At 74.0% G+C, this 25361-nt stretch carries 20 protein-coding genes; 4 read left to right on the top strand and 16 right to left on the bottom strand.

Annotation, left to right across the window (positions count from 1 at the left end; genetic code table 11):
* Positions 1-3: 3 nt before the first annotated feature.
* The 15 genes from POF43_RS28095 to POF43_RS28025 form a co-directional block, all read right to left on the bottom strand.
* Positions 4-1020, bottom strand: coding sequence for a mandelate racemase/muconate lactonizing enzyme family protein (locus tag POF43_RS28095; protein ID WP_271322516.1), 1017 nt, complete (start codon positions 1018-1020; stop codon positions 4-6).
* Complete coding sequence (locus POF43_RS28090) at positions 1017-2396, bottom strand: DUF6025 family protein (RefSeq protein ID WP_271322515.1); 1380 nt, start codon at positions 2394-2396, stop codon at positions 1017-1019. The genes POF43_RS28095 and POF43_RS28090 overlap by 4 nt, the downstream gene beginning before the upstream one ends.
* Positions 2393-4954, bottom strand: a complete 2562-nt coding sequence (gene acnA / locus POF43_RS28085; protein WP_271322514.1) for an aconitate hydratase AcnA — start codon at positions 4952-4954, stop codon at positions 2393-2395. Before acnA ends, POF43_RS28090 begins: the two co-directional genes overlap by 4 nt.
* A 102-nt stretch (positions 4955-5056) precedes the next feature.
* Positions 5057-6451, bottom strand: a complete 1395-nt coding sequence (locus tag POF43_RS28080) for a citrate/2-methylcitrate synthase (RefSeq protein WP_271322513.1) — start codon at positions 6449-6451, stop codon at positions 5057-5059.
* 57 nt (positions 6452-6508) lie between these two features.
* Positions 6509-8104: an amino acid adenylation domain-containing protein gene (locus POF43_RS28075; protein ID WP_271322512.1), complete on the bottom strand. Its 1596-nt coding sequence runs from the start codon at positions 8102-8104 to the stop codon at positions 6509-6511.
* A 12-nt stretch (positions 8105-8116) separates the two neighbouring features.
* Complete coding sequence (locus POF43_RS28070) at positions 8117-9397, bottom strand: ATP-grasp domain-containing protein (protein ID WP_271312619.1); 1281 nt, start codon at positions 9395-9397, stop codon at positions 8117-8119.
* Positions 9394-10290, bottom strand: a complete 897-nt coding sequence (locus tag POF43_RS28065) for an NAD(P)-dependent oxidoreductase (protein ID WP_271312620.1) — start codon at positions 10288-10290, stop codon at positions 9394-9396. Before POF43_RS28065 ends, POF43_RS28070 begins: the two co-directional genes overlap by 4 nt.
* A 54-nt stretch (positions 10291-10344) precedes the next feature.
* On the bottom strand, positions 10345-11565 hold the full coding sequence (locus tag POF43_RS28060) for an MFS transporter (protein ID WP_271322511.1): 1221 nt from the start codon (positions 11563-11565) through the stop codon (positions 10345-10347).
* A 1-nt stretch (position 11566) separates the two neighbouring features.
* Entirely contained in the window at positions 11567-12535 is a 969-nt protein-coding gene (locus tag POF43_RS28055) for a diiron oxygenase (protein WP_271322510.1), read from the bottom strand.
* The gene (gene ectB, locus POF43_RS28050) at positions 12532-13887 is read right to left on the bottom strand and encodes a diaminobutyrate--2-oxoglutarate transaminase (RefSeq protein WP_271322509.1); all 1356 of its coding nucleotides are present in this window, start codon (positions 13885-13887) and stop codon (positions 12532-12534) included. The genes POF43_RS28055 and ectB overlap by 4 nt, the downstream gene beginning before the upstream one ends.
* Entirely contained in the window at positions 13884-14852 is a 969-nt protein-coding gene (locus tag POF43_RS28045; protein ID WP_271322508.1) for a 3-methyl-2-oxobutanoate hydroxymethyltransferase, read from the bottom strand. The genes ectB and POF43_RS28045 overlap by 4 nt, the downstream gene beginning before the upstream one ends.
* Entirely contained in the window at positions 14842-16011 is a 1170-nt protein-coding gene (locus POF43_RS28040; RefSeq protein WP_271322507.1) for a pyridoxal phosphate-dependent aminotransferase, read from the bottom strand. The genes POF43_RS28045 and POF43_RS28040 overlap by 11 nt, the downstream gene beginning before the upstream one ends.
* Positions 16012-16027: 16 nt before the next feature.
* Positions 16028-17386 (bottom strand): LLM class flavin-dependent oxidoreductase, encoded by a 1359-nt coding sequence (locus tag POF43_RS28035; protein WP_271322506.1) that lies wholly within the window; start codon positions 17384-17386, stop codon positions 16028-16030.
* Between the two features lie 313 nt (positions 17387-17699).
* Complete coding sequence (locus POF43_RS28030; protein ID WP_271312627.1) at positions 17700-18377, bottom strand: response regulator; 678 nt, start codon at positions 18375-18377, stop codon at positions 17700-17702.
* Entirely contained in the window at positions 18374-19030 is a 657-nt protein-coding gene (locus tag POF43_RS28025) for a sensor histidine kinase (protein ID WP_308217339.1), read from the bottom strand. Before POF43_RS28025 ends, POF43_RS28030 begins: the two co-directional genes overlap by 4 nt.
* A 383-nt stretch (positions 19031-19413) precedes the next feature.
* On the opposite strand from POF43_RS28025, the gene POF43_RS28020 reads away from it, so the two are divergent.
* The 4 genes from POF43_RS28020 (at position 19414) to POF43_RS28005 (ending at position 24404) form a co-directional block, all read left to right on the top strand.
* Entirely contained in the window at positions 19414-20643 is a 1230-nt protein-coding gene (locus POF43_RS28020; protein WP_271312628.1) for an ATP-grasp domain-containing protein, read from the top strand.
* An 89-nt stretch (positions 20644-20732) separates the two neighbouring features.
* Complete coding sequence (locus POF43_RS28015; RefSeq protein WP_271322505.1) at positions 20733-21743, top strand: ketopantoate reductase family protein; 1011 nt, start codon at positions 20733-20735, stop codon at positions 21741-21743.
* Between the two features lie 129 nt (positions 21744-21872).
* Positions 21873-23129, top strand: coding sequence for an ATP-grasp domain-containing protein (locus tag POF43_RS28010; protein WP_271322504.1), 1257 nt, complete (start codon positions 21873-21875; stop codon positions 23127-23129).
* A gap of 33 nt (positions 23130-23162) precedes the next feature.
* Positions 23163-24404 carry an MFS transporter gene (locus POF43_RS28005; RefSeq protein WP_271312631.1) on the top strand — a complete coding sequence of 414 codons (1242 nt, stop codon included), beginning with the start codon at positions 23163-23165 and terminating at the stop codon, positions 24402-24404.
* 305 nt (positions 24405-24709) lie between these two features.
* Here POF43_RS28005 and POF43_RS28000 read toward each other — a convergent pair whose 3' ends face one another.
* Positions 24710-25333, bottom strand: coding sequence for an RraA family protein (locus tag POF43_RS28000; RefSeq protein WP_271325058.1), 624 nt, complete (start codon positions 25331-25333; stop codon positions 24710-24712).
* Between the last annotated feature and the right edge of the window lie 28 nt (positions 25334-25361).

The following is a 25361-nucleotide window of genomic DNA, read 5'->3' as shown; positions in this document are numbered from 1 at the left end:
GTCTCATGGCAGCGCCCCCGGCTCTCCCGGGCGGGCCTCGCCGGTGCTGGCGCCCAGGCCGGGGCCGTCCGGCACGGTGATCGCCCCCGAGGTGACGGTGGTGCCGGTGAACGGGTCGTCCGCCAGGCCGAGATGGCCGTCGAGGTCGAGGTGGTCGGCCAGGCCGCCCAGTTGGGCCATGGCCGTCACGCCCAGCGCGCTCTCGTTCTTGCAGCCGAGCATGACCCGCAGCCCGCAGTGCCGGGCCAGGGTGATCATCTCCCGTGCGGCGTGCAGCCCGCCGCACTTGGTCAGCTTGACGTTGATCCCCGCGACGCGCCCGCGCAGCCGCAGGACGTCCTGCGGTCCGGCGCAGTCCTCGTCGGCGAAGACCGGCACCGGCGACCGCTCGTGCACGCCGCGCAGGTCGTCCAGGGCGCCGGGGGCGATGGGCTGTTCGAGGAGTTCGACGCCGTGCCGGTGCAGTTCCCGCGCGACCCGCACCGCCCCCTCGGGGGACCAGGAGCCGTTGCCGTCCACCCAGATGCGCCCGCCGTAGACCGAACGCAGCACCCCGGCGCGGCTGCCGTCGTCCGCCGGGGTCATCTTGAGCTTCAGCACCGGCCAGTCCGCCAACTGCCGTCCTCGGCGGGCGAGTTCGTCGTCGGGGCAGGCGCCGATGGACAGCGCGGTCGGCGCCAGCGGCAGGCCGGCCAGCCCCAGCAGCCGGTGCAGCGGCTGCCCGGCGGCCTTGCCGAGCAGGTCGTGCAGGGCCATGTCGACCGCCGCCGCCACGTTCGGCCGCACCCGGGCCGCCGCCAGCCGGGCCAGCACGCCGCGCAGCGCGTGCGGTGAGGCGCCGTCGAGCGCGGGCGCGCAGGCGTCCAGTTCCGCCGGTTCGGCGGCCAGCGCCGTCCCGTAGCCGGTCAGGCCCTGCCAGGACAGCGTCACCAGGGACTGGCGCACCTCGGTGACGACCCCGCGGTTGCTGACGAAGGGCTCGGCCAGCGTCACCGTGAGCGGGCGGTGGGCGAACCTCACGCGGTCACCTCCTCGAACGCGGCGACGATCGACGACGCCTGACGGAACGTCAGATCGCGGAAGCCCTCCGGCTCCACGGGCACCGCCGGCTCGCGCGGCTCACCGGTGTGCGGCACGCCGCTGCCGGTGCGGAACCGGCCCAGCAGGTAGTCCGACAGACCACCGAGCGACGCGAGCTGCGCCAGCGCCGTGTCGTAGGCCGCCTCGGGCCGCACCGCGCGCACCGACCGGAACAGCCCCGCCAGCAGCTCGGCGTCCTTCGGGGACGTGCTGGGCGGGCAGAGCATGAACACCGGTGCCGGCAGCAGCACGAAGCAGATCGGGCTCACCTCGGGGAAGTCGCGCACCAGCGGCGTGGTGATCGACCGCATCGGCCGCACCCGCGAACGCCGCCCGAAGTAGCCGCTGCGGCGCGGCGGGCAGCCCGCCATCGCCCGCGCGCCCCAGTGCAGATGGGTGATGAACGGGCCCTCGGCGGGGATGCCGCTCTCGTCCGGGCGGTGGTCGCCGAACAGCGCGAACAGCACGTTGGTCAGCAGCAGCGACACCACCGGCAGCACCGGCGGCATCGTGGCGATCTGCGAGAAGAACCACCGCGGTTCCGTCAGCGCCCGCAGCGGCAGCAGGACCGCCTCCGCCAGGGCCCGGGCGGACGGGTAGCGGTGGCCGTCGAGCAGGTAGCCGTCGCCGTCCGGCACCAGGTCGCAGCGGCCCACCTCGCCGTCCAGCCGCACCGCGTGGCTGATCAGCTCCGACAGCAGCCGCGCCGGGTTGTCCTCGGCGGCCGCCTGCGCGAACAGCGCGCAGAGCATGTCGACCAGCAGCGGGGCGTTGGCGACCAGCGAGGTGGCCCACTGCTCGAAGCGGTAGCCGGTGATCGACACCATGCGCTGCCAGTGCACGTCGACCAGCGGGGTCAGCTGCCCGTCGACGTCGGTCTGCACCAGCGGGCAGAACAGCGGCCGGCCGCGGTCGCGCAGCGCGAACCGGCGCCCGTCCCAGGTGTACAGCGGCAGCATCCGCCGCACGCCCCCCTCGACCAGCGAACCCGGCAGGTACACGTCGTCGCCGCCCTCGGTGTCCGCCTCGGTGCGGGTGAAGCCGTAGATCAGCGGGTAGCCGTGGCCGGCGCCGCAGACCGCGGTGTTGAAGTCCATCGGCCCCGACCGCCCCAGCGCGATGTCCTCCCAGTTGCCCAGGTGCCCGGTGCGCGGCGGCAGCAGTCCCTCCTCGCGGTGCACCAGGTCCAGCAGCGTGCCGATGCGGACGTCCTGGGTGCCCAGGTGCACCGGGGAGAAGCTCTTGGCCCGGGCGGCCAGCTCGTCGGTGCCGGCGACCGCGCTCAGGCCGAGTTCCCGCAGGATGCGCTCGCTCACCGCTGCTCCTCCTTCTCCAGCTTGTCCAGCCGGCCCAGCAGGTACGGCAGCGAACCGCCGGCCAGCAGCACGTCCCACTCACCGGCCGACTGCACCTCGGCGCGGGCGGTGAAGGCCACCGCGCCGGCCCGCACCCCCACCTCGCCGCTGTCACGCATCCCGTCGAGCGCCAGGTCGAACTCCTCGTGCCCGGTCAGGCCCAGCGACGCCCACGACCGGCCCGCCGGCAGCAGCAGCGGCAGGATGCCCATCGCGCACAGGTTCGCGCGGTGGATGCGCTCGAAGCTCTCGGCCAGCACCGCCCGCACCCCCAGCACCCACGGCCCCTTCGCCGCCCAGTCCCGCGACGAGCCCATGCCGTAGCTGCGCCCGGCCAGAACGATCAGCGGCGTGCCGGTCCGCGCGTACCGCTCGGCCGCCTCGAAGACCGGCAGCCGCTCACCGCTGGGCACGTGCAGCGTCGCGCCGCCGCTGTCGCCGGGGCCCGAACCGTCGTCCAGCAGGTGGTTGCGCAGCCGCGGGTTGCCGAACGTGCCGCGCGCCATCACCTCGTGGTTGCCGCGCCGCGAACCGAAGGAGTTGAAGTCGCGCACCCCGCGTTCGCTCAGGTACCGGCCGGCGGGGGAGTCCGCCGCGATCGCGCCGACCGGCGAGATGTGGTCGGTGCTGATGTCGTCGCCGAGCGCCAGCAGCGCCCGGGCCCCGCGCAGCGCGCCGGTGGCGGCGGCGTCGACGTAGACCGGGTTGCGGATGTAGGTGGACGCCTCGTCCCAGTCGAAGACCTCGCCCTGCTGCGCGCCGATCGCCTCCCAGCCCGCCTCCGGCCCCGGCCCGGCCGCGAACAGCTCCGGCGTGATGAACCGGGCCTCCAGCGCGGCCAGTTCGGCGGCGTCCGGCCACAGGTCGCGCAGCAGCACCGGCACGCCGTCGCGGTCGTGGCCCAGCGGCTCGCGGTCCAGGTCGACGCGGACGTGGCCGACCAGCGCGAGCGCCACGACCAGGGCCGGCGACGCCAGGTACCCGGCGCGCACCTGGGCGTGCACCCGGGACTCGAAGTTGCGGTTGCCGCTGAGCACCGCGCACACCGCGAGCCCCTCCCGGTCGACCGCCTCCCCGACCCCCTCGTTGAGCGGGCCGCTGCCGCCGTTGCACGTCATGCAGCCGTAGCCGGCCACGTGGAAGCCCAGCGTCTCCAGGTCCGCCAGCAGGCCCGCGTTCCGCAGGTACTCGGTGACCGCCCGCGACCCGGGCGACAGGCTGGTCTTGACGTGTCCCGGCACCGTCAGGCCGCGCTCGACGGCCCGGCGGGCCACCAGCCCGGCCGCCAGCATGGCCTTCGGGTTGGAGGTGCTGGTGCACGAGGTGATGGACGCGATGACGATGTCGCCCTCCGCGACCAGCGGCGTGCCGCGCGGCGGCCGCGGGCTCAACTCCGCGAAGGAGCCGGGCAGTTCGCTCAGCGAGATCCGCTGGTCCGGGCGGCTCGGGCCGGCCAGGCTCGGCCCGACCCCACCCAGGTCGAACTCGATGGTCCGGCCGAAGCGCGGCCCGTCGCCCTCGCGCAGCAGCCGCTGGTGCGCGCAGTACGCCTCCACCAGCGCGACGTCCCGCTCGCGGCGGCCGGTCTGCCGCAGGTAGCGCAGCGTCTCGCCGTCCACCGGGAAGAACGCCGCCATCGCGCCGTACTCCGGGGCCATGTTGGCCACCGTGCAGCGGTCGGGCGCCGACAGCTGGTCCACCCCGGGACCGGTGAACTCCAGCAGCACGCCCCGCACGTTCTCCTCGCGCAGCCGGCGGGTCAGGGTGAGCACCACGTCGGTGGGCGAGGTGCCGGGGCGTACCGCGCCGGTCAGCCGCACCCCGACGACCGGCGGCACCCGGATCGGCTGCGCCAGGCCCAGCATCAGCGCCTCCGCCTCCAGGCCGCCCACGCCCCAGCCCAGCACACCGAGCCCGTTGACCATCGTGGTGTGGCTGTCGGTGCCGATGACGGTGTCCGGCGACAGCAGCCCGTCCGGGCCGGTCGCCACCACCGTCGCCAACTGCTCCAGGTTCACCTGGTGGACGATGCCGCGGCCCGGCGGGATCACCCGCAGCCCGTCGAACGCGTGCCGCGCCCACTTCAAGAACGCGTACCGCTCCTGGTTGCGCTCCAGCTCCAGCGCCTCGTTGAGCGCCAGCGCGTCCGGCCGGCCCGCCCAGTCCGCCTGCACCGAGTGGTCCACGACCACGTCGACCGGCAGCGCCGGATTGACCCGGCCCGGCCGCGCCACCCGGCTGCGCAACGCCGCCAGGTCCACCAGCAGCGGGATGCCGGTGTAGTCCTGCACCAGGACGCGGGCCGGCCGGAACGCCATCTCCAGGTCGGGGTCCGCACCGCGCGCCAGCCGTTCGCCCAGCAGCGCGGCCCGCTCCGGCTCACCGGCCCGCAGCAGCGACTCCAGCAGGACCCGGCCGGTGTACGGCACGGCGGCGAGGTCGAGCCCGCTGTCCGCGGCGAACCGCGGCAGGCTGTACAACCCGCACTCGCGCCCGGCGAGCTGCTCCCAGCTGATCACGTGGAACTCACTTTCCTCGTCCTGGCAAAACGTCCCGCCCCTCCGGCGCCCACCACCGCCCGTCGCACCGGGCCCGCGCGGCCCCCAGCGGCGGGCGACCGCTCACGCGCCGGCCCCGGCGGCCCCCGGGTAGGGGCGCGAACGCGGGCCGACGTAGTCCAGCAGCGGCCGGATCAGCACGTTGTTCGCCTGCTGCTCCAGCGCCTGCGCCACCCAGCCCGCGGTCCGGCCGACCACGAACATCGCCACCGACAGGTCGTCCGGCAGCCCCAGCAGCCGGTAGGCCAGCCCCGCGTACAGGTCGACGTTCGGCGCGACGCCGTGCCGGCCGTACGGGCGCATGGCGGCGGCCACCGCGTCCAGGATGTCCAGGCCGGCGGTGTCGCCGCGCTCCTGGCTCAACTCCACGACGGTGGACCGCAGATGACGCACCCGCGGGTCCTCCGTGCGGTACACCCGGTGGCCGAAGCCCATCACCGGCTCGTTGCGGGCCTGCAACGCCGCGACGTACTCCTCGGCCCGGTCCGCCGAGCCCACCGCGTCGATCAGGCCGACGACGCGCTCGGCCGCGCCGCCGTGCACCGAGCCGGCGAACGCCGCGATGGCGGCGGTCAGCGCCGCGGTCATCCCGGCCCGGCAGCCGATGGCGACCCGCGCGGTGAACGCCGAGGCGTTCGAGCTGTGGTCGGCGTGCACGATGAAGCCCTTGTTGATGAACCGCACCGCCGCCGGGGTGGGCCGCTCGCCCAGCAGCACGGTCAAGAACGCCTCGGCGTAGGAGCTGTCCTCGGCCGGCACCAGCGGTTCGCGCCCGCTGCGGAAGGCGTGGTGGGCGGCGACGAGCATCGGGATCCGGGCGATCAGCGCGACGCCCGCCGCGCGCGCCTCCTCCTGGCTCTCGTCGGTGCCGCGCGCGCGGGCCGGCCCGAACGCCCCGAGCGCCGACACGCAGGTGCGCAGCGCCTCCACCGGGTGGGCGTGCGCCAGCGAACGGGCCAGCTCCAGCACCGGCGCGGGCAGTTCGCGGTGGGCGCGCAGCTCCTTGCCGAACGCCTCCAGGGCGGCGGCGTCCGGCAGTTCACCGTTGACCAGCAGGTGGGCGACCTCCTCGAAACAGGCGTGCTCGGCCAGGTCGTGGATGCTGTAGCCGCGGTACTCCAGGACGCCCTCGGCGCCGTCGATGCGGGTGACCGTGGTGTGGTCGAAGCGGATGCCCTCCAGCCCGCGGTGCACAACGGTCCTGGCGCTCTCCGCGTCGGCCGGCGGCGGCCCGGGGGAGCGGTCGCCGCCGGCGAACTCCCGGATCGCGCCGACCGTGCGCAGCGCGAGCGTCAGCTCGTCGTCGACGGTCACCCCGTAGGCGCCCTCCAGCGCGACCATCAGCGACACGTGGCCGAGCGAGTCCCACTCCCTGATGGACTGGTACTCCAGGTCCTCGGTGACTCTCCCCTCGTCGATCCCCAGGGTGCGGGCGATGAGCTGGTCAACGCTGCTCATGGTTCCCCTCCGGCAGGCAGTCGGTCTTGCGATGGGTCGGGCGGTCGGCGGAGCGCGTCATACCAGGGCCGCCCGGTCGTCGAGCCAGGCGCGCAGCGCGTTGCGGTCGGTCTTGCCGTTGCCGTTGACCGGCATCTCGTCGATGACCCGCACCGACTTCGGCACCATGTAGGCCGGCAGCCGCCCGGCGGCCGCCCCGGCCAGCTCCTGCGGATCGCCGTCGGCGCCGCACACCACCGCGGTGATCGTCGCCGGGTCGGGCCACAGCAGGCAGACGGCCTGCTCGCAGCCGGCCCGGCGCAGTTCGGCCTCGATCTCGCCCAGCTCGATCCGGTACCCGCCGACCTTCACCTGCTGGTCGTCGCGGCCGAGGCAGACGTAGTGGTCGCGCTGCCGGCGCACCAGGTCGCCGGTGCGGTAGTAGGTCCGCCCGTCCCGCTCGAAGAACCGCTCGGCGGTCAGCTGCGGCGCCCGCCAGTAGCCGGGCGAGGTCTGCGGCCCGGCCATGCACAGCTCACCGGTCCCGCCGTCCGCGACGGGCGCCAGGTCCTCGCCGACGACCAGCGCGCTCATCCCCGGGTACGGCTGCCCGATCGGCACGTTGCCGTGCACGCAGTCCGCCGGGCCGGTGACCGGGTCCCAGCGGAACACCGTGCAGGCGATGGTGAGTTCGGTCGGCCCGTACAGGTTCTCCAGCACCGAGTGCGGGGCGGCGGCCTGCCACGCCTGCGCGGTCCCGCACGGCAGCGCCTCGCCGCAGAACAGGCTCCAGCGCAGCGTCGGCATCCTCCCCGGCGCCAGGCTGCCGCGCCGGGCGAGCACGGCCGCCACCGACGGCACCGAGAACCACACGGTGATCTCCTCACGCTCCAGGTAGGAGTAGGGCGCGAGCAGTTCGATGGGGTCCATGGAGCACACCCGGGCCCCGGCGTCCCAGGCCATGAACAGGTCGAAGACCGACAGGTCGAAGGTCTGGTCGAAGGTCTGCGACAGCCGGTCGGCGGCCGTCAGCCGGTAGCGGTCCTGGTTGACGTCGAGGAAGGCCCGCACGTTGGCGTGGGTGATCGGCACGCCCTTGGGCACCCCGGTGCTGCCGGAGGTGAACAGCAGGTAGGCCGGGTCGCCGGGCGGGACGGCCGGCGGCTGCCCCAGCGGTGCGGCGGCGGCCAGGTCGGCCGCGCCGAACACCGGCCCGCCGCCCGCGACGGCGAGGGACTCCCCGTCGGCGGACGGCAGCAGCAGCGCCGGCTGCCGGGCCAGCCCGCGCAGCAGCTCCGGAAGCTGGGGCAGCGACTTCTCGTCGACGATGAGCGCGTCCAGGTCGGCCCGCTCCAGCATGGTGCGGGTGCGCTCCACCGGGAAGCGCCGGTTGAGCGGGACGAACGCGGCGCCGGCGAACAGCGCGGCCAGCGTGCCGAAGTAGGAGGCCTCACTGCGGTGGGCGAAGACCCCGACCCGCCGGGGCCGCCCGCCGGCCGCGTCGGTCAGCCGCGCGGCCCACCGCAGGGCGATGTCGGCGCCCTCGGCGTAGGTGTACGCGCGCTTGCCGATGGTCAGCGCGATCCGGTCGGGACGGGTGCGCGCGTGCTGGAGGAAACCGGCGCCCAGGCTCCGGTGCGGTGCGGTGGTCGTGGCACTCGTGGCAGTCGTCATGTCGTCCGTCACTCAGAGGGTCGGCTCGGGGGCGGCGCCGAGCAGCCGGTCGGGTCGGGGCGCCACGGCCGCGATCGTGCGCACCCGGGGCCCGTTCTCGTCGGGCCGGGTGCGGATGGTGATGCGCGACACCAGGTCGACGGCCCGCCGCCGGGCGTCCTGCGCGTCCGTGCCGCGTACCAGCAGCAGCCCGGAGCGGTCGTAGGACCAGGCGATGGGGGAGACCGTGTCGCCCGGTGCGACGCCGATCTGCAGGTCGACCACGTGCGGGTCGGCGCGCACCTGCTCGGCGCCCTCCACGCTCTCCACGATCCCCGGCTCGGCGGTCAGGAACCGGATGGCCCCGCCGCCGCGGGGCGGACCCGGCGTCACCGGCGCGGTGCGGCCCGCGTACCACAGGAAGGCCAGCGCGTCGGTGTCCACGCCGTGCACCACGTTGACGAGGTCGGCGATCCGGTCGCCGCCGCGGCGGTTGTGCGACTCCACCAGCCGCGGTCCGTCGTCGGTCACGATCACCTCGGTGTGGGCGGGACCGTCCTGGAAGCCGACCGCGTCGAGCATCCGGACGACCAGCGCGTCGACCTCGGCGGCGACCGCCGGGTCGAGGCCGGCGGGCTGGACGTGCCCGATCTCCACGAACGAGTCCAGGATCTCCTTGGCGGTGTGCGCGATCACCGTGTGCCGGCCGCCGAAGGTGAAGGTCTCCACGCTCAGCTCGGCGCCCCGCAGGTACCGCTCCATCAAGAAGGTATGCAGCCCGAACTCCCGCGCCCAGGCGGCCACTTCGGTGACGGCGGCCAAGCCGGGCACCATGCGCACGCCGATGCTGCCCGAGCCGTAGCGCGGCTTGATCACCGCCGGGCCGAACTCGGTGACGAACGCGCGGATGTCCTGCTCGGTGTGGCCCAGCCGCGCGGTGACGCCCTCGACGCCGCGTTCCTCCAGCAGCGTGCGGAAGGCCAGCTTGTCCTGGAGCACCCGCACGACGTCGAGCCCGTTGCCCGGCAGCCCGAGCGCGCTCGTCGCGGCGGCGGCGGACTCCAGGCCGTCCTCGATCATCGACACCACGCGCACCAGCGGGCTGATGCGGTGGACCGCGGTGAGCAGGTCCGCGACGGCCCGCGGTTCCCGGTAGTCCGTCAGGTGGGCCTCGGCCACGAACTCCAGGCCGGCCCGGTCCAGTTCGTGGGGGCCGTGGATCCAGACCACGTCGAACCCGGCGGCGCGCGCCTTGCGCAACGTGGCGACCGTGCCGCCGATGACCGCGATCCGCGGTGAGGGGGTGGTGGTCATGCCCGCAACTCCTGTCCCGCGGCCTGCTCCAGCCAGCGCACGACCTCGACGTTGTCGGCGGTGCCGGGCAGTTCGGCCCCCGCCTTCTCCCACAGCTCCTGGCAGGCCCGGCCGAACGACGCCGGGCCGCCCGCCGCCCGTTCGAGCGCGGTGGCGATCCGGATGTCCTTCAGCATCAGCCGCAGGGCGAAGCCCGAGTCGAAGGTGCCGGACAGCACGTGGTCCGGCAGCTTGGTCTCGGAGGCGTGGTTGCGGCCGGTGGAGGCATTGATCACCGCCAGCATCACGCCGGGCTCCAGCCCGAACTCCCGCCCGGCGAGCATGACTTCGGCGACCGCCGCCAGGTTGATCGCCGACAGCAGGTTGTTGAGCGCCTTCAGCGCGTGGCCGGCGCCGGCCGGTCCGACGCGGTGCACCCGGCCGAGCGCCGACAGCACCGGCTCCGCTCGGTCCAGCGGCCCCGCCGCGCCCGCCGCCATCAGCGTCAGCTCCCCCGCGCGGGCCGCGGCCGGGGAGCCCGACACCGGCGCGTCCACCACGTCGACCTGGTGCGCGGCCGCCGCGCGGCCCAGTTCGACCGTGCCGTCCGGCGCGCTGGACCCGGAGTCGACGAGCAGCGATCCCGGTGCGAGGTAGGGCAGCAGCGCGTCGGCCACCCGGCGCACCGCGGAGCCGTCGGGGAGCATGGTGACCACGACCGGAGCGGCCAGCGAGGCGGCGTCCGGGACGCCGGTGACACCGGGGTGTTCACCGGCCGCCCGCACGGCGTCCGGGTCGAGGTCGAAGGCGAGCACCTCGAATCCGCTGTCCGCGAGCCGGCGGCACATGCCGCCCCCCATGGCTCCGAGTCCCGCAAATCCCACACGCACGTTCCGGTCCCTTTCTCTCGTCATGTGCCGGCCGGCTCCCCGGCGTTCGCCGCCCGGCCGGCCCGGGCGCCGCGCGGGTCAGGCATCGACCAGCGTCGCGGTGCGCGAGCCGGCGCCCAGCGCCACCCGTTCGGTGGCGACCCCGGCCAGCACGAACACCACCGCGGCTCCTACCCAGCCCACGGTGCCCGAGCCGAGCAGCAGCCCGGTGATCACGATGGGCCCCAGCACCCGCTGCCCGGCCATGCCCAGGTTGAAGAACGACAGGTAGCGGCCGCGCACCGCCGGCGGCGCCAGGGAGATCGACAGGTCCCACACGGCGGAGTTGATGACGACCTCCCCCAGCGACAGGGCCACCACCGCGGCGAACAGCCAGCCCACCGCGTACCAGCCCACCGTGCCGCCGGCGGTGGCGAAGAACAGGCTGGAGACCGCCATCACCCCGCCGCCGTACGTCACCATGCGCGCGGTCCTGCGGCGCCCGACCGCGAACCGGCTCACCGGGATCTGGAGCAGCAGGACCAGGACCGTGTTGGAGGCGAACAGTGCCGAGACCGTCGCCCGCGGCGCGTCGGTGTGCTGGAGCACCCACACCGGCATCGCCACCAGCAGCAGTCCGTCGAAGAACGACAGCAGGAAGTTCAGGCCGGTCAGCACCAGGTACCGCCGGTCCGGCAGCGCGGAGCGCCGCTCGCCCGGCTGCGGGGGGACCGGCTCGGCCGGCGCCTCCTCCGGCACCCGCAGTACCAGCACCGCGCCGCCGATGAAGGCCACCGCGATGCCGCTGAGCGTGACGCGGTAGGCCAGCATGGTGTTGGTGGTCAGCGCGACGCCCGCCGCCATCGCGCCCAGCCCGGTGCCGAAGTTGCGCACCGCGTTGATCACCGCCAGCAGCCGGGTGCGCTCGTGCGGTTCCGGCACCGCGGCGGCGACCAGCGCCTGGAGCACCGGCGGCCCGGCCCGGTCGCACGCCACGGCGAACAGCGTCACCACCAGGAACTCCCAGAACGTCCGCACGAACGCGTACGCGCCGAAGCACACCGCCCGGCCCAGGTAGACCGCGGCGACCACCCGGCGCGCGCCGTAGCGGTCCGCCAGCACACCGCCGAGCAGCGAGATGCCCAGCGCCACCGCGCCGGCCGTGGCCAGGCCCAGGGCGACCTGGTTGGCGCTCAGGCCGATCTTCAGGGTGTAGAACGCCATGGAGCTGGCCATGAACAGCCCGATGCCGACGGACTGCACGAGCGCGGCGACGGCCAGCCGGCGGCCACCGGCGGTCAGCTTCATGTCCAGCCGCACGTCATTCCGCCCCGAAGTCGAAGTCGACCAGGTCGTCCAGCTCCATCTCGCGCACGATGCGCCGCACCCCGGAGAAGTCGCGCACCAGCAGGTTGTTGCCCGCCTGCGCGCGGCAGTCGGCGACGATCTCGTCGGCCCGCTCGAAGCCGGCGGCCCGCAGCACACCGGGCCACACCGCGAAGTCCTGGGCCACGAAGGCGTTCAGCGCCTTGGGCAGCGCGTCGACGAACACCCGGCGCTGCTCGGCGTTCATGTGCACGTACAGCGCCTTGGCGACCTCGACCACCACCGAGGAGTGCGCGGACTCGTCCCTGGCGTGCAGCCGCGGGACGAGGGCGTGCAGCGGCTGGACCGTCTCGTCGCGCGACAGCAGCTCCAGGTAGGCGTTGACGCTGACCTCGGAGACGGTCGTCCACACCAGCTTGAGCAGGTCGCGCTCCCAGCTCTCGGTGGTCCGCGCCTCCGCCTCCAGCAGCCTGCGGTAGATCACGGTGTGCGGGTACTCCGGCTCACCGGTGACCTGCCGTACCTCGCGGGTGCGCTGCATGGCGATCATGTGCATGTAGGTGTGCCACACCTCGTCCACGTGGGTCTGCTGGACGGCCCGCTTGAGGTGGACGCCCTCGGCGCCGGGGAAGTCGCCGCGGATGACCATGGCGAACGTCGGGTTGGCGACCCGCTCCTCGGCCGCGACGACCCGCTCGTTGTAGACCAGCCAGGCCATGGTGAGCACCTGCTGCCGCTGCTCGGGGGAGGCCGCCAGGAACAGCGGGTGTTCGGCGAACGGCAGCAGCCGTACCGGGTAGTCCGGCAGCGCGTGGTCGTACTCCTCCGGCTCGGCGATCCGGTCCATGTCGGTGCGGATGGTGGCGCGCCGGGGCCAGGAGTCGGCGATCCGGCGCAGCACCGCCTCGTCGATGACGCTGTCGTGTCCGGACCCGTGGCTGCCCTCGTGATCGGTGACGCTCACTTGTGTCCCTCCTCCTGTGCTGCTCGCTGTGCCGGTTCCGGTGCTGTGTCCGGTGCCGGTTCCGGTGCTGCTTCCCGTGCCGGTTGCCGCGCCGCCGACGCGATCGCGTCGGCGAGTGTGGCGACGCCCAGGGCGAGTTCCGCCGCGCCCGTGACGATCGGCGGCATGATCTTCAGCACCTGCCCGCGCGCCCCGGAGGTCTCCACCAGCAGCCCGCGGTCGAAGGCGGCCCGCGAGACCCGGTCCGCCAGCGCCTCGTCGGTGAAGGCCAGACCGCGGATCATCCCGCGACCGCGCGGCACGCAGCCCAGGTCGGTGAACCGGGCGGCCAGGCCGGTCAGCAGCGCGTCGAGCTCGGCGGCGTTGCGCCGCACGCCCTCGGCGAACCGCGGGTCGGCCCAGAAGTCCAGGCAGGCCGCGGCGGCCACGAAGGCCAGGTTGTTGCCGCGGAAGGTGCCGCTGTGCTCGCCGGGGCCGAGCTGGTCCAGCTCGGGCCGGACCAGCACCAGCGCCATCGGCAGGCCGTAGCCGCTGATCGACTTCGACAGGCACACCAGGTCCGGCACGATGCCGGCCTCCTCGAAGCTGAAGAAGGTTCCGGTGCGGCCGCAGCCGGCCTGGATGTCGTCGACGATGAGCGGGATGCCCCGCTCCCGGGCGGCCCGCGCCAGCCGGCGCAGCCACTCGGCGCTCGCCACCGCCAGGCCGCCCTCGCCCTGCACGGTCTCCACCACGATCGCGGCGGGCAGGTCGACGCCGCTGCCCGGGTCGTCCAGCATGCGGGTGAGGTAGTCGACGGTGTCGACCCCGTCCCCGGCGTACCCCTCGTAGGGCATCCGCGTGACGTGGCCGAGCGGAACGCCGGCGGCGCCGCGCTTGAAGGAGGTGGCGGAGGCGGCCAGCGCGCCCAGCGACAGGCCGTGGAAGCCGCCGGTGAACGCGATGACGTCGGTGCGCCCGGTGACGCGGCGGGCGGTTTTGAACGCCGCCTCGACCGCGTTGGTGCCGGTGGGGCCGGTGAACTGCACCCGGTAGTCCAGCCCCCGCGGCCGCAGCACCACGTCGCGCAGGCGGCGCAGGAAGGCGGCCTTGGCGGTGGTGTGCAGGTCCAGGCCGTGCACCGGGCCGTCGGCGAGCAGGTAGTCCACGACGGCGCCGCGCACGGCCGGCGGGTTGTGCCCGTAGTTGAGGGCGCCGGCACCCGACAGGAAGTCGGTGTACTCGCGGCCCTCCTCGTCCCACATCCGGTGCCCGCTCGCCCGGGTGAAGACCGCGGGGAACCGGCGGCAGTAGGTCCTGACGGCCGATTCGAGGTCGTCGAAGACGGTGGTGTCCGGCTCGGTGACAGTCATGAGGTGCTCCAGGGATCGGCGTCGGCGACCTGCCCGAACTCGCGCGGGCTCAGCGCGGTGCGCGGCGTGAGCGGGAACCAGCCCGCCAGGGTCAGTCGGATCAGTTCGCGCATCCGGTCGGCGATGAGTTCGGGGCCGTAGCAGGCGGGCACCTCGGCGGCGTCGAGCACCGAGGTCGGCGGGAAGTACTTCGCGCCGCGGGACGGCCGCACGACGGCGTCCCACAGGTTGAGGCTCTGGCCGCCCCAGCGCGCCCGGCCGCTGAACACCGAGTACAGCGGCAGCCCTTCGGGGTGCGGGGTGCTCAGCGCCTGGTTCACCGCCTCGCTGACCATCTCGATGATCAGCCCGCACGCCCCGGCGTCGCGGACCCGGCGTGCCTGGGCGAACAGCGCGAACGCCTCGTCCACCGCGTCGCCGTGCCGGCCCAGCACCCCGCGCTGCGGGGTGTAGCCGAGATGCGCCAGGGTCGGCACCCCGCTGGAGGCCACCGCCGCGACGCAGTCCAGTTCGCGCGCGCCGGCCACCTCGATCTTCACCGCGTCCGCGCCGGCCGCGACGAACCGGTCGGCCGCCTCACGGGCCGCGCCGCTGTCGCGGGTCGCGCCGTCGGGCAGGTCGGCGAGCAGGAACGGCCGCCGGTCCGCCGGGAACTCGGCGTCCATCGCCTCGCGCACCTCGCCGACCAGGCCGGTCAGCGTGTGCAGCGCCCACTCCTGCTCACCGCGGCCGTCCATCGCCGTGGAGGGGCGGCCCAGGTGGGTCATGAAGTACGAGTCGCCGACCATCAGGCACTCCACCGGGCTGGCCGCCAGGTCCGGGGTGCGCAGCGCCTGCGCCAGCCCGCGCACCTCGAAGCCCCGGTAGACGTTGACCTTCAGCCCGATCTGCGCCGGCGCGTCGTACCGCCACAGGTACGGCGAAAGCGTGGAGCCCGGCGCCGGCGCGGTCACCTCAGCGCTCACCCTTGCCCTCCCGGTAGATCGTGTTGACGCGGCCGATCGCCTCGACCACCGACCGCGGTGCCGCCGCGGTGAAGCAGATCCGGGCCCAGTCCGCGCAGTGCTCGCCGAACACCCGGCCCGGCGCGAGCCCGACACCGGCCCGCGCGCACCGGCGGACGAACTCCTCACCGTCGCCGTACGCCCGCAGGTCCACGAAGGTGTACAGCCCGCCGGCGACCGCGGTGTGCGGGATCTCCAGGGCCTCGTCGGCGAGCGCCCAGGCGTGCGCCGCCCGTTCGCGGCGCGCCGCCAGCTCGGCCGCCGGGGTGGCCAGCGCCTCGAACGCGGTGAACTGGGCGGCGGTGGAGACCGAGTACAGGGTGTGCAGCGACCACTTGGTCAGCACCTCCTCCGAACCCGGCGGTGAGATCAGATGCCCGGCGCGGGTGCCGGGCATGGCGTACGTCTTGCTGCAGCTGTGCACCGAGAAGGTGCGCTCCGCGGCGGTGCCGACGGTCGCCATGTCGATGAATCCGCCGTCGGAGAAGTCGTAGTTCTCGTAGGCGTTGTCCGCGATCAGCCACAGGTCGTGGCGCTCGGCCAGCTCCGCCAGCCGGGTCAGCGCCGGCTCGTCCAGCCGGAAGCCGGTCGGGTTGTTGGGGTTGTTGAAGTAGATGGCCCGGGTGCGCGGGCCCACCGCCCGCTCGATGGCGGCGGTGAAGTCGAACCCCGGGTCGCGCGACAGCTCCAGGAAGACCGGGACCTCCCGGGGTACGCCGCCGGCCGCCCACACCAGGCCGGTGGCGAACAGCCACTGTGGGGAGAGGACCAGCACCTCGTCGCCCGGCCGCAGCACCGCGTGCAGCACCACCGCGATGGCGTGGGTGGCGCCGGAGGTCACCAGGACCTGTTCGGGGTCGACGCGGGTGCCGCGCCGTGCGGTCGCCGCCTCGGCGAACGCCCGGCGCAGCGCGGGTACTCCGCCGGGCGGCGCGTGCTCGTGCGCGCTGATCCCGAACTCGGCCCGCTCCCAGGCGCGCGGTCGCGCGCACGGTTCGAAGACGGTCCTGCCCTGCTGGAGTCCCACCGGTGCCTCGTGGGCGCCGGAACGCAGCAGCCGCTCGACCGTGACGAGTGGCGAAGGCGGGATCTCCCGCAACGTCCTACCGAAGGACGGCATGGTGCGGCTCCTGTCTTCAGTGCCCGGCCGGCGCGGAGGAGGCCGCCCGGTGGGCCGGCCGGTCGAGCCCGAGGTTCTCGCGGAGCGTGCCGCCCTCGTACTCGGTGCGGAACAGCTGCCGGCGCTGGAGTTCGGGGATGACCAGGTCGACGAAGTCGTCGAGCCCGTCGGGCAGGACCGGCGGCATGACGTTGAAGCCGTCGGCGCCCCCGGCGGTGAACCACTCCTCCAGCTCGTCGGCCACGTCACCGGGGGTGCCGATGATGATGCGGTGGCCGCGGCCGCCGGACACCGACCGGTACAGCTCCTTGATGGTGAGCCCCTCGCGGCGCGCCTTGTCCCAGACGAGCTGCTGGCGGCTGGTGCAGCCTTCGGTGGCGGGCAGTTCCGGCAGCGGGCCGTCCAGCGGGTAGCCGGAGATGTCCACGTCGCCCAGCAGTTGGGTGAGCAGGCCGAGGCCCACCACCGGGTCGACCAGCTCCTGGAGCACGGCGTACTTGTCCTCGGCCTCGGCGCGGGTGCGGCCGATCACCGGGAAGACCCCCGGCATGATCTTGATCTGCTCCGCGTCCCGCCCGTGCGCGGCGACCTGCTCCTTCATGCCGCGGTAGAACGCCTGCGACTGGTCGAGCCGCTGGTTGGCGGTGAAGACCACCTCGGCCCACTGGGCGGCGAAGTCCTGGCCGTCGGGGGAGGCGCCGGCCTGGACCAGCACCGGGTAGCCCTGCGGCGGGCGGGCCACGTTGAGCGGGCCGCGTACCGAGAAGTGCTCGCCCTTGTGGTGCAGGATGTGCAGCTTGGCCGGGTCGAAGAAGCGGCCCGACTCCTTGTCGTAGAGGAACGCGTCGTCCTCCCAGCTGTCCCACAGCCCGGTGACGACGTCCATGAACTCCCGGGCCCGGTGGTAGCGGGTCTCGTGGTCCAGCTGGGTGTCGCGGTTGAAGTTGCGGGCCTCGGCGTCGGTGACGGAGGTGACCACGTTCCAGCCGGCCCGCCCGCCGCTGAGGAAGTCCAGCGAGGCGAACTGCCGGGCGAGGTGGAACGGTTCGTTGTACGAGGTGGAGGCGGTCGCGGCCAGCCCGATCCGGTCGGTGGACACCGCCAGCGCGGACAGCAGGCTCAGCGGCTCGAACTGCGCGAACCGGCCCCAGCGGCTGAGTTCCTCCTCGTCCCGGTACGGGGTGCGGATGCCCAGCCCGTCGGAGAGGAAGACCATGTCGAACTTGCCGCGCTCCGCGGTCCGTACCAGGTCGCGGTAGTGCGCGAAGTCGGTGCCGCCGTCCGCGTGGGCGGTCGGGTGGCGCCAGGAGGCGACGTGGTAGCCGGGTGCTATGAGGAAGGCTCCGAGCCGGAGCATGCGGCGGTTCGCGCCCATGATGGGAATCCCCTCGCTGGTGATGGCGTACTCGCTGGCGCCTCGGCGCGGTGGACGACGGCCGGGGCCGTGGCGGCGCTGGGCAGCAGCACATACCGGCCACGGAAAACCTGGCCGGGAGTCGGTTTTGTCGTTCCCCTCGGTCCCATCCGCCCACCCCCCCGGGCGGCTCGAAAAGGACACTAGATGAGGGCGGGGGCCGTGCCACCGTTGTGAGCACATTGCGGCTTCATAGCGGAAATCCCGTTTTGCTTCTTTTGATTTCGCTACGGACAGTGAGCCGATCGCCGCCGAAAGTGTATACGAGCGCTGCTCAGCACTCGTAGTGGTGTTCCGGTCGCCCGGCGTCCCCGTATTTCAGGGTCAGCCGGGCGCAGCCGGTCTTCTCCAGGTGCTTGAGGTAGCGCTGCGCGGTGGACCGGCTCAGTCCGGCGCGGTCGGCGACCTCCCGCGCCGACAGCGGCTGCGCCGCGCGCAGCAGCACCTGGCGCACGAGTTCGGCGGTCGGTGCCGAAAAACCCTTGGAGCGGGGCGTGACGCGTGCCGGGGCGCGGAAGGTGCCGAAGATCCCGTCCATCCTGTCCTGCCCCAGCTCCTCGGACTCCTCGATGCCGTCCAGGGCGGTGCGCAGCTGCGCGTACGCCTCCAGCTTGGCGCGCAGGGTCTGGAAGGTGAACGGCTTGAGCAGGTACTGCAGCACCCCGCAGCGCAGCGCCGCCCGCACGTCGGCGGCGTCCCGGCTGGCGGTCACCATGATCACGTCGACCTCGTGGTGGTGCTGGTGCAGCCGCCGCACCAGCGACAGGCCGGTCTCGTCCGGCAGGTAGTGGTCGAGCAGCACCAGGTCGGTGCCGCCGCGTTCGATGACCGCGAGCGCCTCGGCGGCGGTGTGGGCCTGGCCGACGACCCGGAAGCCGGGGATGCGCGACAGGTACGCCGAGTTGATCTCCGCCACGTAGAAGTCGTCATCCACGATGAGGACGTCGATCATCGGTTGCCTCCGTCGGGTACCAGTGCCCGTGGCAGCACCACGGTGAACTCGGCGCCGCCGCCGGCGCGGTCGCACGCGGTGGCCTCGCCGTCGTACCGCTCGGCGACCCGCCGCACCAGGGCCAGGCCCAGCCCGCGTCCCGCCGGGCACGCGGCCGGCTTGGTCGACCAGCCCTCGGCGAACACCGACTCGCGCCGGCCGGCCGGCACGCCGGGGCCGTTGTCCGCGACGCGCACGACGGCGGTGCGGCCCTCCGCCCGCAGTTCGACCTCCACGAAGGGGTCGGCCGCCCGGTGCGCGGCCACCGCGTCGAGCGCGTTGTCGACCAGGTTGCCCACCACGGTCACCAGGTCGCGGGGGGCGGCAGCGGTGTGCGGAAGATACGTTCCTTCGGCGATGCGCAGCGTGACGCCGCGGTCGGCGGCGACGGCGCTCTTGCCGAGCAGCAGGGCGCCGACCAGCGGTTCGCGTACCCGCTCGGTCAGCCCGCCGGCCGGGCGGGCGCGGGCGCCGGCCACGTCGTCCATGAACTGGCGTGCCCGGTCGTACATCTCGAGTTCGAGCAGCCCTGCGAGGGTGTGCAGGAAGTTGGCGTACTCGTGCTCGTGGCCGTGAGGACGCGGGGGCCCGGCGAGAATGCGGTGGGTGTCCAACCTTGTGATCCATGGCTCTGGTTGCGTGCGGAATCCGCCCGGCAACGCCGGAATTCGTCAACAGTTGAACGGCCTGTGGGCCGGCCGAGGAGGCGAATCGGTCATGGAATCCCCATTTGCGCCCCCGTGCTCGCTTCGTCCCCAAAGGGGTAACAAAACCATTGCCGTTGAGTGAGATCAACGTTGCGCCCATGTGTCCTGCGCCACGGCTGCGCCGCAGTGCGGACCGGCCCTGTGTACCACGCTCAAAATGAGCAGAACAATCTTTTCCCGGTAAAGCCGAAGTTTGGCCAGAACGCCGCCGGTCCGGGCGCGCTGACCTAGCCTGCAACCGAGTCGCCCCGCCGGGCGAAAGGGAGCCGCTGGTTCAAGGAGAAGCGCCGGTGACAACGCAATCGGAGCAGGCCGCGGGCCCGCGCGACGTCCTGGTCTTCGTCAACAGCGACCACGCCGACACCCCCTACGACACGTGGGCGGCCGGCACCGGGGTGCGGCTGCACCTGCTGGTGTCGCAGGCGAAGTTCCCGCAGTACCGCCACGTGCCCGGCGCGCGGTCCTTCGCCGACTACGCCCACGGCGGCGCGGTGGAGCAGGCCGCGCTGGAGAGCGCCGGCCGCCGGCGGCCGTACGCCGTGCTCGCCCGGATGGAGAGCGACGTGCTGCGGGCCGCCCGGCTGCGCGAACTGCTCGGCGTACCGGGGCAGGACTTCGCCGGCGCCCTGGCCTTCCGCGACAAGGTGCTGATGAAGACGCTGCTGCGCGACCAGGGCCTCGCAGTGCCGCGGTTCGCCCCGGTGCGCGTGGTGTTCGACCTGCTCGCGTTCGTCCGCGAGAACGGCTACCCCGTGGTGGTCAAGCCCGCCTACGGCTCCGGCTCCACCGGCACCCAGGTGCTGCGCGGCCCGGCGGACCTGGCGGACCTGCTGCGGGCCGGACTGCCCGAACACGCCGAGGTCGAACGCTTCGTCGACGGTGCCATGTACGTGGTGGACGGCCTGGTCGCCGACGGTGAACTGGTCGACGCCTTCGCCTCCCGCTACCTCAACGACTGCCTGTCCTACCGCTCGGGCACCCACCTCGGCTCGGTCCAGCTCACCCGCGACGACCCGCTGGTGGCCCGGCTGACCGGCTACGCCCGCCGGGTGCTCGCCGCCCTGCCGACCCCGCGGTGCACCACCATCCACCTGGAGGTCTTCCGCACCCCCGGCGACGAGCTCGTGCTGTGCGAGGTCGCCAGCCGCACCGGCGGCGCGCTGACCACCGCCGCGATCCGGGCCGCCACCGGCTACGACCTCGACCAGGAGTGGTTCAGGGCCCAGGTCGGCGAGCCCGCCACCGCCCGCGGCTTCGACGGCGCCGAACCCGGCCGCACCGCCGGCTGGGTCGTCTTCTACCCCGAGACCGGCACCCTGGCGGCCCTGCCCGGCGATCCGCCGTCCTTCGTCGCCGAGCAACGGCTGCGCGGTACCGTCGGCAGCGCGTACCGGGCCGGCGAGAAGTCCGGCATGTACCTGGCCGGCTACACGGTGACCGGAGCCGACGCCGGCGAGGTGGAACGCAACGCCGGCCGGCTCGCCGACTGGTACGCGGCCGGGGTCCGCTGGACCACATGACGACGGCCGGACGAGACGGCGGCCGAAGCCGGCACCGGGCGCGGTCCGCGGCCGCGCCCGGCCGGCCGGGCAACGAGTGAGGTAAGGGAATGCGCTACATCATCATCGGCGCCGGCGCGGTCGGCGGCTCGATCGGCGGCCGGCTGCACGAGGCCGGCCAGGACGTCGTCCTGGTCGCACGCGGCGCGCACCACCGGGCGCTGCGCGAGCACGGGTTGCGGCTGACCACCCCCGCCGGGACGCTCCAGCTCGACGTGCCCGTCGTGGACCGCCCCGAGGACGTCGGCCTGCGCGACGGCGACGTGCTCGTCCTCGCCGTCAAGACCCAGGACAGCGTGGCCGCGCTGGATACCTGGGCCGCCCGCCCGGTCGCCGGCGGCGGCACCGCCGGTGAACGGCTGCCGGTGGTCTGCGCGCAGAACGGCGTGGAGAACGAGCGGCTGGCGCTGCGCCGCTTCCGGCAGGTGTACGGCATGTGCGTCGTGCTGCCCTCCACCTTCCTGACGCCCGGGGCGATCGCCGCGCCCTGCGGGCCGTACACCGGCGCGCTGGTCCTCGGCCGCTACCCGGCCGGCGCGGACGACACCGCCCGGCGGATCGCCGCCGGCCTGGAGAAGTCCGCCTTCCTTGCCCCGGTCGTACCGGACGTCATGCGCTGGAAGTACGGCAAGCTGCTGGGCAACCTCGCCAACGCCGTCGAGGCCGTCTGCGGCCGCGACACCGGCGCCGAGGCGCGGGACCTGACCGCCCGTGCGAAGGCGGAGGGCGCCGCCGTGCTGGCCGCCGCCGGGATCGCCGCGACCGGCGGGGCGGAACTGGCCGACCTGCGCCGCGACGCCGTCGAGGTACGGCCGCTGGGCGACGGCGAACGCGCGCTCGGCTCGTCGTGGCAGAGCCTGGTGCGCGGCGCCGGATCGATCGAGACCGACCACCTCAACGGCGAGATCGTCCTGCTCGGCCGCGAGCACGCGGTGCCCACCCCGGTCAACGAGCTGTTGCAGCGCGCCGCCAACGACAGCGCCCGCGGCCACCGCGAGCCCGGCGCCGTGACCGCCGCCGCGCTGGCCGCCCTCCTCGACGGCCCCCGGGCCGGCTCGTGACCCGGCCCCCGGCCGGTACCCCGCCGGCCGGCGCCCCCGGCCGGTGACCAGGTGGCCCCCGACCAGTGACCTCCCGACCAAGTGACCTCCCGACCAAGTGACCCCCGACCAGTGAGAGAAGAGACCGCTGTGCCCGAACATGTCCTCGTCGTCGGTACCGGCCGGGAGTTCCCGGGCCGAGTCCGCGCGGCGAGCCCCGGTACCGTCACCACGGTCATGTGCCGCGTGGAGTACGTCCACAAGGTGCGGGACGCCCACGAGAACGCCCGGGTCATCGCCCTGCGCGAACGCGCGGACGACGAGGAGTGGATCGCGCTGGCGGCCGCCGTCCACGCCCACCAGCCGTTCACCCGGATCGCCACCGTCGGCGAGCGCGACCAGGACCGGTGCGCCGCCATCGGCGCCGCGCTGGGCCTGCCCACCCACAGCCCCGAGACCGTGGCGCTGGTGCACGACAAGAACCTCATGAGGGACCGGCTCGTCGCGGCCGGCCTGGACTCCACCGCCCACACGATCGCCACCGGTGAGAACGACGTGCGGTCCTTCCTGCGCGCCCACGGCGGGCCCTGCGTGGTCAAACCGGTCTCCGGCGCCGGCAGCGTCGGCGTGGCGCTGGCCCGCACCGAGGCGGACGTCCCGGCGGCGTGGCGGCGGGCCAGCGGCGACCACACCGGGATCACCGGCGCCGGGGTGATCGTCGAGCAGTACCACGAGGGCGACCAGTTCAGCGTCGAGGGCCTCTCCGAGGCGGGCGAGCACGTGATCGTCTCCATCACCCGCAAGTTCTCCGACCCCGCCACCTTCGTCGAACTGGGCCACGTGGTGCCGGCCGGCCTGAGCGACGCGCAGCGCGCGGCGGCCGAGGCGTACGTCACGCGGGTACTGGACGCCCTGGGCGTCGAGTTCGGCGCCACCCACACCGAGATCGTGCTCGGCGACCACGGCCCGCGGCTGATCGAGACCCACGTCCGGGTCGGCGGCGACGAGATACCCGGCCTGACCCTCGACGTCACCGGCGTCGACCTGTCGGACTGCGTCGTGCGCCAGACGCTGGGCGACAAGGTGCTGCCCGGGGTCCGTGCACTGCTGGCCGCACCGCGTGAACGGGTCGCCTCGGCGATCTGGTTCGCCGCGCTGCCGGGAACCGGGGTGCTCGAAGAGGTCTCCGGCACCGCCGAGGCACGCGCCACCGCCGGTGTCACCGACGTGCAGGTCACCGCCCGGCCGGGGACCGCCCTGGGCGGCCTGGCGTCGTCGGACTCCCGCGTCGCGGCGGTACGGGCCCTGGCGGCCACCCCGCGCGAGGCGGTGGCGGCGGCCCAGCAGGGCGTCGGGCACCTCGGGTTCCACGTGCGCTCCCGGGCCCACATCAGCGGAACGGTGTGACGCGGCCGGCATGATGCGACAGGATGATGTTCCGTGCTGAACCGTATTCTTCCCCCACCCGGCCCCGCCCGGCTGCTCACCGTCATCACCACGGTCATGTCGGTGGGACAGGGGCTGTGGCTGGCGATCAGCGCCATCTACGCGGTCACCGTCGTCCACCTGACGCCGAGCCAGCTCGGTCTCAGCGTGAGCGTCGCCGCCGCGATCGTGCTGCTGTGCAGCATCCCGCTGGGCCACCTCGCCGACCGGGCCGGCCCGCGCACCGTGCAGATGTGGTCGTACCTGGTGCTGACCCCGCTGACCCTGTGCGTGCTGCTGGCCAACGGCTTCTGGACGTACCTGGCCGCCGTCTCCGTCCAGTCCATCGCCTACCGGTGCGGCCGCAGCGCCCGCAAGGCGATGATCGCCGGCCTCGTCCCGGCCGACGACCGGGTGCGGATCATGGCCTTCGTGCGGTCCGCCAGCAACGGCGGCTACACGGTCGGCGCGCTGGTGGCCGGCCTGTCCCTCGCGGTGGGAACCCGGCTGTGCTACCAGGGGGCCGTGGCGATCAGCGCCCTGGCCTTCCTCGCCACCGGCCTGCTCACCATCCTCGAACCCGCCGTCCCGCCGGTCCCGCCCAAGCCCGGCCCCGCGCTGGCGGTGCTGCGCGACAAGCCGTTCCTGCTCTTCACCGTCCTGGACGGGATGCTGACCACGCACGGCAGCCTGCTCGACGTGGTGCTGCCGCTGTGGGTGCTGCACCACACCGGCGCGCCGCGCTGGATGAGCGCGGTCATCCTCATCGTCAACACGCTCTTCGTCGTGGTCGTCCAGACCAGGGCCGCCCGCGGCACCGAGACCCCGACCGCCGCGGCGCGGGTGACCTTCCAGGGCGCGGTGTTCATCGCGGTCGGCTGCGTCGTCTACGCCCTGAGCAGCGGCGCCTCGCTCTTCGTCTCCTGCCTGTGCCTGGTGCTGGGCGCGGTGGCCCACGCGTTCGGCGAGGTGCGGCAGTCGGCGGGCAGCTGGAGCATCTCCTTCGACCTCGCCCCCGACGACGCCCAGGGCCAGTACCAGGGCACCCAGGCGATGGGTGCCGACCTGGGGAAGATGTTCGCTCCGGCGCTGTTCACCTGGCTGGTGCTGGGGCACGGGCCGACCGGGTGGATCGTGCTGGCCGTCGGATTCGCCCTGCTCGGCGCCGCGATGCCGCCCATCGTCGCCCGCGGCCTGCGCATGCGCGCCCGCACCGCGGAACCGGCCGCCCCGGAGGAGATGACGGCACCCGGGTGAACTCCGCGCTGCGAACGGGGAGTTGACGGCGCAACACCGGCCGGGGCGCGGTCGGCGCCGGCCGGGCGGAGGGTGTCGTGGCGTCCGGCGTCCGGTGCGGCCGGGGCGTCCGGCGTACGAGCGGCCGGGGCAGCCGGGTTCCAGCGGGCCGGGGCCGGAGGTGTGCAGCCGGTCGCCGGTGCCGAGTGCCGGGGCCGACGGGGCCATCGGCGCGTCCGGGGCCGGCCGGCCCCGGAAAGCGGACGGGGCCGGCGGGCGCCGCGGGGTGTCGCGTGCTCGCCGGCCCGGTCGTTGTGAGCGTCGCGTCAGCCTTCGAAGCCGTTCGCGCTCAGCAGCTCGTTGATGCGGGTGTTGTGCGCCTCTTCCCACATGTCGAGCGTCTCGGCGGCCTCCTTGGCGGCCTTCTTCCGCGCGTCGAGCAGCACCTGCTCCTGGCGGGCGTGCGGTGTGACGACGATGCCCTCCTCGTCGGCCACCACGACGTCACCGGCGTTCACTGTCACCCCGCCCACCGTCACCGGGGCGTTGAGCGGCTCGACGGCCTTCTTGGTGCCGGGAACGGGGATGACGCCGCGGGCGAAGACCGGGAAGCCCATCGCGCGGATCTCGGCCAGGTCGCGGATCACCCCGTCGAGCACGAACGCGGCGACCCCGCGGCGCTGGGCGACCGCGCAGACGTTGCCCCCGGCGAGCGCGAAGTCCACGTCGCCCGCCTCGACGACGATGACCGAGCCGGGCTCCGCGCGGTGGATGGCCGCGTGCAGCATGAGGTTGTCACCCGGCGGGCACCGCACGGTGAACGCGGGGCCGGCGACCCGCGGCGTGGGGGACCACAGCGGCCGGATGCCGGTGTCCATGACCTGCCCGCGGCCCAGGATGTCGGCCAGGGTGGTCGGGGAGATGCTGCTGAAGCCGCTGACGTCGCTCATGGTCTTCCTTCCATCGGTGCCCCTCCCG

The organism is Streptantibioticus silvisoli (assembly GCF_027947535.2).
GTDB lineage: Bacteria > Actinomycetota > Actinomycetes > Streptomycetales > Streptomycetaceae > Streptantibioticus_C > Streptantibioticus_C silvisoli.
This window is presented reverse-complemented; position numbering and strand designations above follow the sequence as displayed.

Coding starts and splice junctions, on each gene's coding strand:
- POF43_RS28080 (WP_271322513.1), bottom strand. CDS start 6,451: ATGAGCAGCGTTGACCAGCTCATCGCCCGCACCCTGGGGATCGACGAG.
- POF43_RS28075 (WP_271322512.1), bottom strand. CDS start 8,104: ATGACGACTGCCACGAGTGCCACGACCACCGCACCGCACCGGAGCCTG.
- POF43_RS28070 (WP_271312619.1), bottom strand. CDS start 9,397: ATGACCACCACCCCCTCACCGCGGATCGCGGTCATCGGCGGCACGGTC.
- POF43_RS28065 (WP_271312620.1), bottom strand. CDS start 10,290: ATGACGAGAGAAAGGGACCGGAACGTGCGTGTGGGATTTGCGGGACTC.
- ectB (WP_271322509.1), bottom strand. CDS start 13,887: ATGACTGTCACCGAGCCGGACACCACCGTCTTCGACGACCTCGAATCG.
- POF43_RS28040 (WP_271322507.1), bottom strand. CDS start 16,011: ATGCCGTCCTTCGGTAGGACGTTGCGGGAGATCCCGCCTTCGCCACTC.
- POF43_RS28035 (WP_271322506.1), bottom strand. CDS start 17,386: ATGGGCGCGAACCGCCGCATGCTCCGGCTCGGAGCCTTCCTCATAGCA.
- POF43_RS28030 (WP_271312627.1), bottom strand. CDS start 18,377: ATGATCGACGTCCTCATCGTGGATGACGACTTCTACGTGGCGGAGATC.
- POF43_RS28015 (WP_271322505.1), top strand. CDS start 20,733: ATGCGCTACATCATCATCGGCGCCGGCGCGGTCGGCGGCTCGATCGGC.
- POF43_RS28000 (WP_271325058.1), bottom strand. CDS start 25,333: ATGAGCGACGTCAGCGGCTTCAGCAGCATCTCCCCGACCACCCTGGCC.